The 12694-nt window shown below is 59.1% G+C and carries 16 protein-coding genes, 2 tRNA genes and 1 pseudogene; 12 read left to right on the top strand and 7 right to left on the bottom strand.

Annotated features, from left to right (window positions below; translation table 11 throughout):
* Positions 1 to 475: 475 nt before the first annotated feature.
* From EOA75_RS18330 to EOA75_RS18315, 4 genes are all read left to right on the top strand, one after another.
* Positions 476 to 1000 carry a hypothetical protein gene (locus EOA75_RS18330; protein ID WP_127324828.1) on the top strand — a complete coding sequence of 175 codons (525 nt, stop codon included), beginning with the start codon at positions 476 to 478 and terminating at the stop codon, positions 998 to 1000.
* The gene (locus EOA75_RS18325; RefSeq protein WP_127324827.1) at positions 1000 to 1572 is read left to right on the top strand and encodes a hypothetical protein; all 573 of its coding nucleotides are present in this window, start codon (positions 1000 to 1002) and stop codon (positions 1570 to 1572) included. The genes EOA75_RS18330 and EOA75_RS18325 overlap by 1 nt, the downstream gene beginning before the upstream one ends.
* A 161-nt stretch (positions 1573 to 1733) precedes the next feature.
* Entirely contained in the window at positions 1734 to 2315 is a 582-nt protein-coding gene (locus EOA75_RS18320) for an HK97 family phage prohead protease (RefSeq protein WP_127324826.1), read from the top strand.
* Positions 2316 to 2431: 116 nt separating this feature from the next.
* The gene (locus EOA75_RS18315) at positions 2432 to 2998 is read left to right on the top strand and encodes a hypothetical protein (RefSeq protein ID WP_127324825.1); all 567 of its coding nucleotides are present in this window, start codon (positions 2432 to 2434) and stop codon (positions 2996 to 2998) included.
* A 196-nt stretch (positions 2999 to 3194) separates the two neighbouring features.
* On the opposite strand, the gene EOA75_RS18305 is transcribed toward EOA75_RS18315, so the two are convergent.
* A complete protein-coding gene (locus tag EOA75_RS18305) occupies positions 3195 to 4136 on the bottom strand; it encodes a toll/interleukin-1 receptor domain-containing protein (protein WP_127324823.1) in 942 nt (313 codons plus the stop codon).
* 244 nt (positions 4137 to 4380) lie between these two features.
* On the opposite strand from EOA75_RS18305, the gene EOA75_RS18300 reads away from it, so the two are divergent.
* Complete coding sequence (locus EOA75_RS18300) at positions 4381 to 5031, top strand: LamG domain-containing protein (protein WP_127324822.1); 651 nt, start codon at positions 4381 to 4383, stop codon at positions 5029 to 5031.
* A 219-nt stretch (positions 5032 to 5250) separates the two neighbouring features.
* Here the strand turns inward: EOA75_RS18300 and EOA75_RS34095 are convergent, their stop codons facing one another.
* The 5 genes from EOA75_RS34095 to EOA75_RS34085 form a co-directional block, all read right to left on the bottom strand.
* On the bottom strand, positions 5251 to 5388 hold the full coding sequence (locus EOA75_RS34095; RefSeq protein ID WP_164747436.1) for a hypothetical protein: 138 nt from the start codon (positions 5386 to 5388) through the stop codon (positions 5251 to 5253).
* Positions 5389 to 5847: 459 nt separating this feature from the next.
* On the bottom strand, positions 5848 to 6006 hold the full coding sequence (locus EOA75_RS34090; protein ID WP_164747435.1) for a hypothetical protein: 159 nt from the start codon (positions 6004 to 6006) through the stop codon (positions 5848 to 5850).
* Between the two features lie 255 nt (positions 6007 to 6261).
* Entirely contained in the window at positions 6262 to 6567 is a 306-nt protein-coding gene (locus EOA75_RS18290; protein ID WP_127324820.1) for a hypothetical protein, read from the bottom strand.
* Positions 6568 to 6928: 361 nt separating this feature from the next.
* The gene (locus tag EOA75_RS18285; RefSeq protein ID WP_127324819.1) at positions 6929 to 7381 is read right to left on the bottom strand and encodes a MucR family transcriptional regulator; all 453 of its coding nucleotides are present in this window, start codon (positions 7379 to 7381) and stop codon (positions 6929 to 6931) included.
* Positions 7382 to 7465: 84 nt separating this feature from the next.
* Positions 7466 to 7618 carry a hypothetical protein gene (locus EOA75_RS34085; RefSeq protein WP_164747434.1) on the bottom strand — a complete coding sequence of 51 codons (153 nt, stop codon included), beginning with the start codon at positions 7616 to 7618 and terminating at the stop codon, positions 7466 to 7468.
* 370 nt (positions 7619 to 7988) lie between these two features.
* On the opposite strand from EOA75_RS34085, the gene EOA75_RS18280 reads away from it, so the two are divergent.
* On the top strand, positions 7989 to 8180 hold the full coding sequence (locus EOA75_RS18280) for a hypothetical protein (protein ID WP_127324818.1): 192 nt from the start codon (positions 7989 to 7991) through the stop codon (positions 8178 to 8180).
* Between the two features lie 893 nt (positions 8181 to 9073).
* Here EOA75_RS18280 and EOA75_RS18275 read toward each other — a convergent pair.
* Positions 9074 to 9148: transfer RNA gene (locus EOA75_RS18275), tRNA-Asn, on the bottom strand.
* 14 nt (positions 9149 to 9162) lie between these two features.
* Here EOA75_RS18275 and EOA75_RS18270 point away from each other — a divergent pair.
* From EOA75_RS18270 to EOA75_RS35090, 6 genes and pseudogenes are all read left to right on the top strand, one after another.
* Positions 9163 to 9363 carry a hypothetical protein gene (locus tag EOA75_RS18270; RefSeq protein WP_127324817.1) on the top strand — a complete coding sequence of 67 codons (201 nt, stop codon included), beginning with the start codon at positions 9163 to 9165 and terminating at the stop codon, positions 9361 to 9363.
* Positions 9364 to 9624, top strand: a complete 261-nt coding sequence (locus EOA75_RS18265; protein WP_066999931.1) for a hypothetical protein — start codon at positions 9364 to 9366, stop codon at positions 9622 to 9624.
* 177 nt (positions 9625 to 9801) lie between these two features.
* A tRNA-Cys gene (locus EOA75_RS18260) sits at positions 9802 to 9875 on the top strand.
* A 126-nt stretch (positions 9876 to 10001) separates the two neighbouring features.
* Positions 10002 to 10676, top strand: coding sequence for a protein-L-isoaspartate O-methyltransferase (locus tag EOA75_RS18255; protein ID WP_095825620.1), 675 nt, complete (start codon positions 10002 to 10004; stop codon positions 10674 to 10676).
* A 180-nt stretch (positions 10677 to 10856) separates the two neighbouring features.
* On the top strand, positions 10857 to 12251 hold the full coding sequence (locus tag EOA75_RS18250; RefSeq protein ID WP_067329516.1) for a TolC family outer membrane protein: 1395 nt from the start codon (positions 10857 to 10859) through the stop codon (positions 12249 to 12251).
* A gap of 233 nt (positions 12252 to 12484) precedes the next feature.
* A pseudogene (locus EOA75_RS35090) lies at positions 12485 to 12694 on the top strand (DUF2497 domain-containing protein); the annotation flags it as partial.

Genomic DNA, 12694 nt, shown 5'->3' with positions numbered 1-12694 from the left:
GTGCAGCAACAGGTTCAGGATCAGTGGCAAAAGCGGGATCAGCTTGAACACCTCCTCGCGGGAAAGGTGCCACCACTTTCGTTTTTTGGGAGGCGGCCTGCGCATACAATTCTCCATTTGAAAAACTCAAATTGAGAATCGTTTCGGGGCGATTTCTTATGTGGATCACGCCGAACCCGACTAGGCAAGAGGGAAGGATTCGGAAAATCGAGTTATGCCGCGCGATTATCATGTGATCTCCGCTAACCCATTGCTTTTGCTCAATCCCGTGCTGTTGTGAAAAGCGGGCACGTAAGCGGCCGCTGGTGCCAAATCGTGGACGCGAAAAAACTATAGGGCAATTGGCAACTCGGCGGTCGCCGCAATCAGTTTTCGCCATTGCGGAAAGTACCGCAGGCGATAGCTCGCGCTCCGGCGCGGGCTTTTTTTACAACTCGACATTCGCAATTTGCGAAAATTCCAAAAGGACAAACCAATGCCTAACCTTGCCGCCTCCGTGGCGGCTTTGAGCTATTGCGGCTTCAAAGCTGCCAAAGCGCGCACCGTTGCGCGTCGCCTCACCGAAGAACGCCTAATTGAGCCCGGTGCGCCGGGCGTGGCCGTGGAAATCACGCAAGCCGACTTTGCGCTGTTGCTACTGGCGGTGGCCTCTGGCGCGCCGCTGCGCTCTGTGGCCGATGTTACGGCCAAGCTGGCGTCCTGCGTTCCAGACGGCGTCAACCTGGACGTGATGCCTGAAGTCATACGGCCCGCACAGCGGACCGCGTTCGACTTTCTGCATGACCTGGTGTGGTCACCTGACACTTCGCCGGTAACGGCTGTCGAGGTGTGCGAAAACTGGCCGGAAGTCACCTTTCACACTCGCGATGGCGTGGTCCGCTTTCAGCCTGCCGGCACGCTCGCCGGTCATTGGTCCGGCAGTAAGCAACGGCGCGCCACAACCATCCCGGCGAGCGCGATTGCGCTTGCCGCGAAGCACCTTTTTGGAGACACCAAGTAATGGCCATTTTGAGCAAGAAACCCGCCGAGGCACCTGCCGAACCCTACCACGTTCCGTCGCTTGCCGAATGTGACGACGTCTATGCTGGCCTGCTCTCAAAGCGCGCTGAACTTAACGAGCGTCTGCGCGGGCTTGACGCAGAAGCGCGGCAAATCGAAAAAGAGATCGCCGCGGACCCCACCCCCGAGGTTAGACCCAGCGTCGCGGCATTACTCGGTGATGGGCCGACCGCTAAGGCCGCCAACCGCAAGAAGCTTGCCGACGTGCGCGCAGACAGGGCCGACCATGAGGTTGCCTCGCGGGCGATTGAGCAGCGGATCCGAGACGCAAAAACCCCGGCCGTGCGGAAGGCAATCGCGCTCGTTCGACCAGAGTGGGATCGCCGCCAGAAGGAGTTGTGCGAGGCGCTTGCAGTGGTCGAGAAGGCGCACCGCAGCTTGAACGACCTGGCCGAAGGCCTTGAGGCCGAGGACATCGGTTCGAGTCATTTCGGCAACCGCGCGCATTTCCTTGGCGATGCTCGAGACGGCCATATCGCACGTTACCTCAAGGAGGCTGGCTATGTCGGTTGAATTGGCAAGCGCAGAGCGCAAGAAGGCCCGCGGGCGGCGGCGCCGCATCAAGTTGCCAGGCTGCGAAGCTAGGGAGTCAACCCTGCCGGCCGAGGAGATCGCCAAAATACTGAGAGAGACAAAGCCTGGCGGGAAGCGAAACTCCGACTTGGAGGCGGAACTTGGCCGATAGTAACACCATCAGCGGCTATGTGGCGCGATTCGGGGACATCACAAACGTGGGCGGTGACTTCCGGGAGCGCCTCGCTCCCGGTTGTTTCACGCGCACACTTCGGGAGATGCCCGACGTCGTGATGATTCTCGACCACGATTCGGGCCGCGTCCTTGGCCGCGTGTCTGCCGGATCGCTCCAGCTTCGCGAAGATTCGGTCGGCCTTCATTTCACCTTGTACCCAGATCCAACCACGCCCGAGGGCCAGACGGCAATTGGGACGGTGGCTCGTCAGGACGTAAAGGGATGTTCGTTTTCGTTTTCGGCTCGGTCCGAGAGTTGGGACGACGGGGCTGGCGACCAACTGCCGCTGCGCACCATCGAAGATCTCGACTTGTGGGAATGCACGCTAACGGCCTTTCCGCAGTATGAAACAACTTCCGCTGTCCTCGCTCGCTCCGCAGCGAGGGACAACGCTGCCAATGCCATGCGCCGCATTGCCGAAAAGGCTGAAGCTGGAGATTTTGCCGCTCGCAAAGCCGCAGCTATACGCCGCGCCGAGATGGAGATGAAATTTAGAGGTTACGCCTGAGAGCCGCCAAGAGAATAGCGCAGAGCGATCACCGGTTGCGGGGGGATTGCTTAGGCCAACAACTCAGTTAGGACTTTGCCATAGGTGGTGGATCACTTGTTCATAAAGGACGCGCCATGACTGAGATTGATTGGACCAAATCAAACCCTGAAAATGTCGCACTGATCCTTGCTGAATATGAAAAGCAATTGGTGGCCGGTCGCGAACTCTATGGCGTGCTCGACGCTAAAGCGCGCTGGCTATTGACTGTGACCATCCCGCTTGGGAGCGTCATTTCTGGATATGTCGTGGCCAACGGCCTCATGAACTTGTGTGCCGGGTCTGCTGCTCTAGCGATGGTGCTCATGCTCTTTGCTGCATCGCTGATCGCCGCGTTCGCACTGCAGACACGCACATATCGCGTAGGCGCTCGCCTTCCTGACAACATCTCGGACTGGAGACCGCTAATCATGGGCAAGGAGGCGGAGGCCAATGCCTTCGCTGGCATGCGCATTGAGACGATGGCCTCCGCGATCGAAATCAATGCCGCCTCAAATGCGACCAAGTCGAAGCACCTAAGGCTCGCTATTCTAGTCGGAACCTTAGCCGCCCCCGCGGCGATCTTCCTTTTCGCTGCGGTCCATGTCCTTTTGTTCTTCGCGGTCTCGCCCGGTCTGTGTCCAGCTATCGTCGGGCTTTTCTGACGTCTTGTCCGAATCTTTGTCCTTACCGCCCGTTAAGCTTCAACTCCAGCCGCGCCTAACATCTGTTCTGTTGCATTTCGGGCAGGCAAGCGATGAGACAGGCTGGCGTTGTCGCCGGGCGTCCTCCTTTTCCCGGTCGGTGAGAACTTCAGCCTCAAATTGATGGCCGCAGTTCAAACATTGAAACCTTCGTGTCTCACTCATAGCCAATCCCGGCCTTTTCTACGAACTGCTTCCACAGGGCCTCAGCCGCTTGTTGATGCGTCAACTTCGAGTCACCTCGACTGAAACTGTTCATGGATAGGTACATGTTATAATCATCGGCCTCCACGCTGATGCTGCCCTGAGAGCTATTATTCTCTGCATGGCGCTCGAACACGTAGCTGATGTCGCCGAAGCTTCGTCTGCCCTTGGTGTTCTGGACAGTTATCGCCGCCTCAGCGCTGTGCTTGCCTCTGTTGACCACAAGGCACGTAAACGCGGTTGCGCTCATGCGCTCGAACTTGGCTTTGAGCAGACCTTCGCCAAATTCGTTCAGCTCTCGACATGAATTTTCGAAATAAGCCTGAATTACATCGAAAGCTTGGTCTGCGAACTCGGTTTTCTGAATTGTATCGAAATCCTGTTTGATCTTCGGTCGCCTTATCGATGTATCGAAACTGCGCATAAATGTGCTGTCTCGAGCCGCGAAATCGGGCTTGGAGATGTCCTCTATGACCTTCCGAAGTCCGTCAACAACATTCATATAAGCGATGTTTTGATTGGTGAATTCAGAAATCGGTTTGCCGTCCTTCGGCATAGCTAGGTACTCGGAGAACGGTGAGCTCAACCAGTCACACGGCTCGAGTATGATCGGAATGATCCTAATCGCGCCAGCAGCCGCCAACTCTTGCGCTTTTTGAAATTCGTTTTCGTAGCAATAGTTGGATGCAAGGTAGTCCGGACTTAAGAGCGCAAGAAATAGCGTACTATTCGCAAGGCTAGCGGCAATTTGATCGCCTACCTTCTGACCTGGCAGGATTTTGTTATCCGACCAATCATGAAGGCCCTCGCGCCGCAGCATAGCCAGATGCTTATGGAGCCTCTCTAGCGACTTCTCGTCGGCGTGTGAGTATGAAATAAAAGCCCGAACCGCCATCACTTTCACGCCCTAATAGATTATGCAGGATCGATGAAATATCGCACTCCAGTTTGCTGTTAAGCAATAGCTGGTCGATCCTATAGTTCGCCCTTTTCACAGGATTCACAATATGACCAACCAACCAGCCGCGGCCGGAATACCGCCGTTTGCCTGTTGCCATCAAGAACGGCGTGCCGGATATGCGACTGGCAGCCAGCCTCAAGCGCACCATGCGTACGCGGTGAAAGGAGTTTTATAAAATATGGCGATCAACTTTGCCGGCGGCACCAATCAGTTGCTGTGGTCGCCACCGACTTCGCAACCGGTCAACGGCTGCGTGGCTTTCCTGATGAAGACCACTCAAACGACCGTCAATGCGTGTCCGATCGCGTGCTGGAACAGTTCCAGCCGCAACGGGTGGGGCTTCGTGATCAACAATACCCTCAACAAAATTCTAGCACAGGGCACCAACACCACCTCGACGGCGTCGATCCAGTTGACTTCTACGACAAGCATCAATGACGGCAACTGGCACCACGTCGCATTTAACTACCGGAGGAACTCGGGAACCAACGAGCTTTTCGTTAATGGGGTATCTGAAGCCACTGGCGCCACCAGTCCTTCATGGAACCCGACCGGATCGCCAGCCTTGGCGCTCGGCGACAACAACGACACTTTCTGGCCATCCTATGTCGGTGAACTGGCACAAATTGGACATTGGAGCGCAAACCTAGACGCGGCTGAAATTGCGGGCCTTGCGAAGGGTTTCACGCCCCCGAAAATTCGGCCTGCTTCGTTGATCTCCAATATACCGCTGATCCGCGAGGTGAATGACTTCAAAGCCGGCCTCGTCCCGACCGTTACAGGCACTTCCGTGTCTGTGCACCCCCGTGTCGTCGGGCCTTGGTTCTAGCGCATCGCGGAGGGCTGCTATGGTGACGGCCCGGCGGCCCATCAGTGCTTCGGGGGGAAGTGGTGACGATCTGCCGGGCCTGATCCGGGACAGGGGTAACAGCCACCCCGGACACGCTAACCATACCGTCCCGGCAGCCGATGGCAATTGTTTTGGTCAAGCCGGCGAAGCTGTGGATGATGGCGGCGAGCTGTGTACCGGCGAACTTGGGCAACCGTTTCAGGCGCCGCCCGGCATATCCGCAGCAGCCTGTCTGAGGCTTCGCTCAACATCGGCGATATAGGTGCTGTCGTTGGCTAAGTGATCCCAAAGGACGAGCCCGACAATCAGCGCAATCACGACCAAAGGCCAACGCACTGGAACTCTCCCTCAAGGCTCCTCGCAACGCGCATTATCTTCCTAGTTCGCTATGTTTACAAGCATCCGCTAATATAGGGAAGAACTCGCCGGGCGAGGCCCCCAACAACGACCTCAAGCCCGACGAGCTGCCGGGATGAAACCGGCAGCATCCTAGGTGCAAGGCCGATGCCAGCATTCTTGTGCCGAAACGAGACAGGGGGCAGCCGGTTGTGGCTACGCCGTCACCATTGTAGGCTGCGGGTTGTGGGGGAACCTCATGCTCAGGCTTAGACGAAAGCCGCAGAAGGACTATCCGAACGCTGACCGCTTTGGCGAGGATGGCCGGCGCCTCTACAGCGCATACGCGGCTACGCTACGCAAAGGGCGTCGCAAGAGCCTCATGATACCTGTGATCGACCTGCTGGCCGGTGCGCTTGCCGCAGCTATGGTCCTCGCGTTGGTCTATTTGGTTTCTTTTTAGCCAGCGACAGCGTGAACGATCGCAAAGCCCATGCCAATTGCAATGCCTGTAAAGAACTTGCCGGCCGCGTCTATGGCAATGGCGCGGATCTTGTCCCAAGCATCACTGTGGGGCTTCCTGAGGGCACTGGAAAGGTCGTCAAAGATCGCGTCCATGGGTTGAATCTTAAAGAATGGATTCGCTGTGAATCCCCCTTCGCATAGCGTGTTCGCGCCAGTCACGGGCACCCTTTTAAGAGTCTATCTCAAGCGGCTTATGGCCCGGCTGTTCATGCCAGATCACTTGCCGTAGATCGCGCCAATCGACCGCTTGTCCGCAGACCGGGCACCTGTGGAAATGGTCGCGCTCGTTGGAATATTCCTTGCTGTGGCGCCGGCCGATGATTGGCGGCCCGAGATCGGACAGCTTCGTCATGTCGGCTTGTCCACAAGCGGCCTCTTCCTCGTCGGCGGCTTATAGGGTGTGACCAGCCTAACGGTATCGGCATTCACCGTGACGGGCACACCTAGGTTGATGGTCACCTTGCCTTCATCGACGCGGGTGACATCGCCTCGCAACTCGATCTCCTGACCCTGCTTCACTTTCGAGATCCGATCGACAATCGAATGAGGCTGCCCATAGGAGGGGATCGACACGCTCACCCGGTCCTCTGTCACGCGCCTGCGTACCTTCGCGGTGATGGCGACCTCGTCGCCAATGTTGATGCCCTTTGCCATGCCGTTACAACTCAGACGCGGCATATTGGTTCGCAAGCAGATGCTAATGTGCAGTCAAGACGATGCCCGTCACTCCTGGCAGAATGGCGGGCATCTATTCACTCTCCGCACTGCCGTCGAACGAAAGGGAGTTAAGCTCGCCGGCTCTATCAAATGATGCAGCGAGGCGAAGGTTTCAGCACAGGGACTAAAGCGTCAGATCCTCCGACTTGGGTCGCATCGGGGAACATTCCACAAGTCGGCAGGTTAGCTTTCACGGCGCGGTCTGCCCGACGTCGCGCCGTTGGGGTTGCGCAGACCCCGGAGCCCGTTCGCCATCCCTCAAGGCGGCGGGCTCTTGCACCCGCCGCGCAGAGGGATTTCATCTCGCGCCGCGGTTTACCGTGGCCTTCCTCGCCGGCTTGGCGACAGGCTTCCGTCCCAACCCGCTGGCCTTCGCCAATTCAGAGCGCTGGGCAGCGTAGTTCGGCGCCACCATGGGGTAGTCTGCCGGCAGGTTCCATTTCGCGCGATACTGCTCCGGCGTGAGGCCGTGATCAGTCATCAGGTGCCGCTTGAGCGATTTGAACTTCTTGCCGTCCTCGATGCAGACGATGTGATCGGGGGACACCGAACGCTTCGGAGTGACCGCAGGCTCCTGCTTTGGCAGCAGGGCTGCGCTTGGGCGGCCGATGCCAGTGAGCGAGGAATGCACCGACGCGATCAAATCCGCCAAGCCGGTTACCGGGATGGGATTATTGCTAACGTAAGCGGAGACGATGTCCGCGGTAAGCTCCACTAGTTCAGAGCCATCGGTGTCGGTCTGGTCGGCCATGCGCGGGGAGTCCCTTTTGTCTGACGAAGCCTCTCTATTTGAGGAAAGTCAGCGGCGCAACTGGCCAGTTCGCGGGTGTTCGGCTTAACCCGCCAGCGCGCGGCCAGCGGCAATACCAACGCCGATCGCGACGCCAGTCGCGAGGCTTTCCGCCAGGCGTAGCAGAATGACGCCGTACGGTACGCGGACGGGGCGCTGAGATAGGATGCGGGCCAGATCTTCAAACGTGTTTTCCATGGCACTCTCTCGCAGGAAGTGACTTGCAATGGATTCCACAGAACAACGTTCGAGTCCAGCGGAGAATACCTAGGCGTTTTCGCCTATTGTACGGAGTTAAAATAGGCGGTTTCGCATATTCGTAAAATAACTCCCAAAAATAATCTGTGATTGTTGTTTGACAAAATAGCGAATCTAGGCGACCTTGTTTGCAAGGGAAGGGGTTTCCTGCAAAAAAGATCAGGGCAGCGAAAAGGACCTTTTGGCCGGGGTGGTGTGCCATGTCCAAGGCCAAAGCCTAAAAGCTCACCGACGACTCTCCAGGTCGCCTCGCACCCCCGGCTGCCGGTGCCTACCCGGTGAGGCCTGCGAGGCCGTCTGGAGAACTTCGATGAACATGCATGTTGTCGATTCTGCCTTCCGCTTTGAGGTTGGTGCTGCCGTCACGCACCGCTCTGAACCTATGCGCGCCACTGTGACGGCACGCTTCAAGACCAGCCGCGGCCAAGAGATTTACACGGTGCGACGCCTGGACGAATGCGCGCTGCCGCAGCTCATGCTGCTCGGCGAGGTGCTGGCATGACACCCGACCAGTTCAGAGATCCCATGTTCCTGCGCGTGCGGCGCCAGGTAGCGCTGTTGCGCTTGCCGTATGCCGAGGGTAGGGCGCGTGACATGCTCGAGGAGGCGGTTAGCCTCTATGACGATCTGCTAGCCGAAAGAACCGCGCGTCCATTGCCTCAGTAACAAACCACCTTCCGGTTGTTGCAATGCAAGATGCCCGGAGCGAGGGGTCCAAGGAGCAACAAAAAAGCGGGCTCTCGCCCGCTTCCCTTCGTTGCCGAGACTCATGCGGGGGTGCCGGTACATTCATGGTCACCACGCCGTCGATCGGCTCAAATGCAGCCTCGCTTTGGGTAAAACCTCGCCAACTATCTGAAGGGACGTTTCTCGCCTGCGGCGACTGCTTGGGGGTATATGGCAGCCAAAGGTGTTGCAAACAAGGCGGTGGGTGATGTCCCTTCGTCGGCGGGGTGTCTGTGCGCGCACAGAATTTTCGGCGAGGCCTCCTATGATCTGGTTCGGAGCGGTGTTCAGTCCCCGGCTCGCTTCAGGGAAAGGAAAGCATCTATGATGACTTCAACATTGCCCATACACGGTGCGCTGGTCGATATCGCGAACCGGATTGCGGAGCGTCACCGACATGTCAGTTTTGCAGGTGAGCGACTGCGCGCATTCGAACCGGTCGCGAATGGCCTAGCCACGTGTCCAACCTGTCACATTTTGTGGAACAAACCGTCGACGCTCGCCGCGCTTGAGGACAAATCCGACGACGCGAGCCAATATGAGTGCAGCCAATGCAGAGAGCGATATAAGCTGGGGCGGTGAGCGGCGTATTCCCGGCACCCAAAGCGGGGAGAGAAAGCGGGGAAGGTTCCCCATTTCCGCGAATAATGGAATGAATTCAATGGCGATTGGCTCCCCGGGCCGGATTCGAACCAGCGACCAACCGGTTAACAGCCGGTTGCTCTACCACTGAGCTACCGGGGAACGGAGGCTCTGACGTGAGTGGCGCAGCCTATAGCAAACACCTTTCGGCTTTGCAAAGCAGCAATTCGCAATTTTTCTGCAGTTTTTCGTGCGGCGATTTGTGGCATCGCTTCGGCGTGCCCACATATGAGCGGCTTGACACCGGCATGGAACAATGCGGCAGGTCGTCCTTTGGTATTTATGACATCGGCCGCGCAGATGGGATCTGGCTTTGAATGACGGCAACTGACGACGATAACCCACCGGCGCGCAAGATCACGGTCTTCGGCCGCGACTTCTCCATGCCGCGCTCGCGGGGATTGCGGATCGCGATCGGCGTGCTGCTCACAATCGGCGGGATTCTGGGCTTTCTGCCGATTCTCGGTTTCTGGATGGTTCCGATCGGCCTGCTGGTCCTGTCCTACGAATTCGCACTGGTGCGTCGTCACAGGCGCCGCTTCGTGGTCTGGTGGGAACGCCGCCGCCGGCCGGATTGAGAGCTTTGCAGGGAGAGAGTCCGGCAGGTGCCGCCGACACCATCGGGATCGGCCGCAAGCAATCGGCAACCACTGCCTTCGATGACGAATGGGAAAGCATCGGGAATGACTTGCCGGTGCTTGACGACCTTTCACCGCCAACATATTGAGTTGCCCCGGAACGCCGGGAGCATGGAAGGCCTCGTGGCGGAGTGGTTACGCAGAGGACTGCAAATCCTTGCACCCCGGTTCGATTCCGGGCGAGGCCTCCAATGCCCGGGCTCCGGCGCTGTCGCGCCGGGGCGCTAGGTTCCGGTCGAATTGGCCCGCGTCATTTGCCTGGAAATCGGATCGGGCGCGGGCAGCGAATTGGGCGCGGGAAGCGGGTTGGTTGGGACATGAACGCTGATTTCTCCGAACGCCGCGTGAAGATGGTCGATGGCCAGATCCGCACCACCGATGTGACCAGCGCGCCGCTGATCGAAGCGATGCTTTCCGTGCCGCGCGAGGCTTTTGTCGGCGCCGGGCAGCGGGACCTAGCCTATATCGACGAGGACATCCGCATCACCGATGGCGTCAGTGGCGGCGGTGCCCGCTATCTGATGGAACCGTCACCGCTCGCCAAGCTTTTGCAATTGGCCGAAATCAGCGACACCGATTCGGTGCTCGATGTCGGCTGCGGCACCGGCTATTCGGCCGCGCTGCTTTCCCGAATCGCAAAATCGGTGGTTGCGCTCGAAAGCGACCCGGCGCTTGCCGAAGCCGCGAAGTCGACCCTTTCCGCACTGGATTGCCAGAACACCACCGTAGTGATCGGGCCGTTACCGCAGGGTCATGCCGCCGCGGCGCCCTATGACGTCATCTTCATCGGCGGCAGCGTCGAGGAGGTGCCCGCGGCATTGCTCGGCCAGCTCGCCGAGGACGGACGGCTGGTTGTGGTCGAGGGGCAGGGCAACTCCGGCGTTGCGCGTCTTTTTGTCAAGGCCGGGGGGGTTGTAACCGGCAGACGCGCATTTAATGCGGCAATTAAGCCACTACCGGGGTTCGAACGTGCTCATGCGTTCGAATTTTGAGCGGTTTTGCCTTGCAGCGAAGGCGCTGACATGATCGCTTGCGCTTGAACAATCGTTGCTGATTTGCTTCACGTGCATTTTCGGGGCTGTCAGCGGGGGACGATAAACACGCGGCGCTAGCTGATCCGGAAGGAAAAGGTGCGCGGCGTGGTTCCCATGCAAACGAATGAGGGATAATACGTGCCGCCCCTACACAAGACTTTTCTATCAGCCATACTTGTTTCGGCGACCGCGCTTTCGCCGCTGGCAGCATCCGCCGAAACCATCACCGGCGCGCTCGCCAAAGCCTATCAATACAATTCCCAGCTGAATTCCGCCCGCGCGGGCACCCGTGTCACCGACGAGGGCGTGGCCATCGCCAAGTCCGGCTACCGCCCGACGATCAGGGGATCGGCTAGCATCGACTACACGAGCAGCCGCAACAACAACCTTGGTCAAACCTTAAATATCACTACGGGCAATTTCGGGGTTGAGATCGACCAGACGCTGTTCGACGGCTTTCAAACCAAGAACAATGTCGCCGCCGCCGAAGCGCAGGTCAGGGCCTCGCAAGAAAGTCTCCGCAACACCGAAGAGAACATCCTGTTCAACGCGGCAAGCGCCTACATGGATGTGATCCGCGATCGCCAGATCGCGGTCCTGACCGCACAGAACCTGCAATTCCTGACCGAGCAGGCGCGCGCCGCGCGGTCGCGCTTCGAGGTCGGAGAGGGCACCCGCACCGACGTCGCACAGGCCGATGCCTCGCGGGCGACCGCGGTGGCGCAACTCGCCAGCGCTCGCGCGACGGCGCTGGCAAGCGCTGCGACCTACCACCAGATCATCGGCGACGAGCCGGGCAAGCTCAAGGCGGCCGCGCCGGTTGGAAAGCTGCTGCCGGGAAGCCTCGATTCGGCCTTCGCCATCGCCGCCGCGGAGCATCCGGCCATCCTTGCCACCGAGCATCTCGTCGACGCCGCGGCCTTTTCGGTTAAGTCGGCCGAAGGGGCGCTATTGCCGCAACTTTCCGCCAGTGCCGGGATTTCGAGCCAGTATCGCAACACCTCGCCCGGCGTTTTTGCATCGGCGGGTTCCGAAGGAACGACCAATTCGGCCAATATCGGTGCAACGCTTACCGTGCCGATCTATTCGGGCGGGCGCACCTCTGCGCTGGTCCGCCAATCGAAGGAATCGCTCAGCCAGGCCCGCATCGAGGTCGACGTCAGTCGCGACCAGGTGCGCCAGGCCGTGGCTTCGGCGTGGACGCAATACACCGCCGCGCGCGAAAGCGTGGATGCCAACAGGCAGGTGATCGCCGCCGCGCAACTGGCGCTCAACGGCGTCATCGAGGAACGCAATGTCGGCCAGCGCACCACGCTCGACGTGCTCAACGCGCAGAACGCCGTCATCACCGCCAAGATCAACCAGGCGAGCTCCGAGCGCGATGTCGTCGTGGCGAGCTACGCCATCCTGTCGGCGATCGGCCGCCTGTCCGCCGGCCAACTCGGCCTGGCGGTCACGAAATACAACCCGGAAGAGCACTACAACGCCGTCAAGGACAAGTGGATCGGGCTGCGCACGCCGGACGGCCGCTGAACCTTTGGCATTTCCAGAAGCGCCGCGTGTCCAATGGATGCGCGGCGCTTTTGCATTGGAACCAGACGGTCGGCTGCCGGCGGCGTAGCGAGCTAATCTGTTGAAATCCAACGTCTCCTCAGATTGGGGATTCTCGGATGACGATCGGTCGGTTACGCTGTTCGCATTGATTCGAATTCCGGTCTTGCCGGAATGGAAATCTTGAACAAGTCACAAGGGCGGCGGATGTGACGATGGCGACAGCGAGCAGCGCGCAGCGCGAACCTTCCATGGAAGAGATACTTGCTTCCATCCGAAGGATCATCGAGGACAGCGACACCGGCCGCAAGCAACCGGCGGCGGACAACGGTGACGTTCGCCAGGACCTCCGGCCGACGCCGGCGGCGCAGACGGCCGACCTTGATGCCTTCCGTTCCGAGCTCAACGTCGGATCCGCTCCCAGC

Origin of the sequence: Mesorhizobium sp. M1A.F.Ca.IN.022.07.1.1, assembly GCF_003997575.1 — a bacterium.
Lineage (GTDB): Bacteria > Pseudomonadota > Alphaproteobacteria > Rhizobiales > Rhizobiaceae > Mesorhizobium.
Note: the sequence above shows the minus strand (reverse complement) of the source record. Positions and strands in the feature narration are given on the sequence as shown.